The organism is Mesorhizobium sp. M7A.F.Ca.AU.002.02.1.1, assembly GCF_003998535.1.
Classification (GTDB): Bacteria; Pseudomonadota; Alphaproteobacteria; order Rhizobiales; family Rhizobiaceae; genus Mesorhizobium; species Mesorhizobium ciceri.
Genome location: NZ_RZPB01001425.1, coordinates 1 through 586 on the forward strand (window position 1 = coordinate 1; position 586 = coordinate 586).

Here is a 586-nt window from a genome sequence, read left to right on the forward strand (position 1 = left end):
GAGCACTTGGCCCAGGCGTCGACGACCTTGTTGTACTTCTCGCCCTGCGTGATCAGACCGTCATTGTACTGCTGCTCGTATTCCTTGGCCAAAGCCTCGGTGTCGGAGACCAGCTTGATCTTGGCATCCGGGATCAGCATGTCGTCCTTGCCGAACGAAATGCCGGCGCGGCAGGCATGGCTGAAGCCGAGCGCCATGATGCGATCGCAGAAAATGACCGTCTCCTTCTGACCGCAGTGGCGGTAGACGGTGTCGATCATCTTGGAGATGTTCTTCTTGGTCATCTCCTGGTTGGCGGTCTCGTAAGGCACGTTGACGTTCTTCGGCAGAAGCTCGCCGATGATCATGCGGCCAGGCGTGGTGTCATGGATCTTCGACACGACCTTGCCGTCGGCGTCGACCGTGCGGAAACGACCCTTGATCTTGGAGTGCAGCGTCACCGCCTTGGTCTCGAGCGCGTGCTGGAGTTCGCCCATGTCGGCAAACACCATGCCCTCGCCCGGCTCGTTCTGGTTGACGATCGAGAGATAGTAGAGACCCAGAACCATGTCCTGCGACGGCACAATGATCGGCGCGCCGGAAGCCG

General features: G+C 59.7%; 1 pseudogene. It reads right to left on the reverse strand.

Annotated features, from left to right (window positions below):
• Positions 1-586, reverse strand: a pseudogene (locus tag EN879_RS38140) (DNA-directed RNA polymerase subunit beta'); the annotation flags it as partial.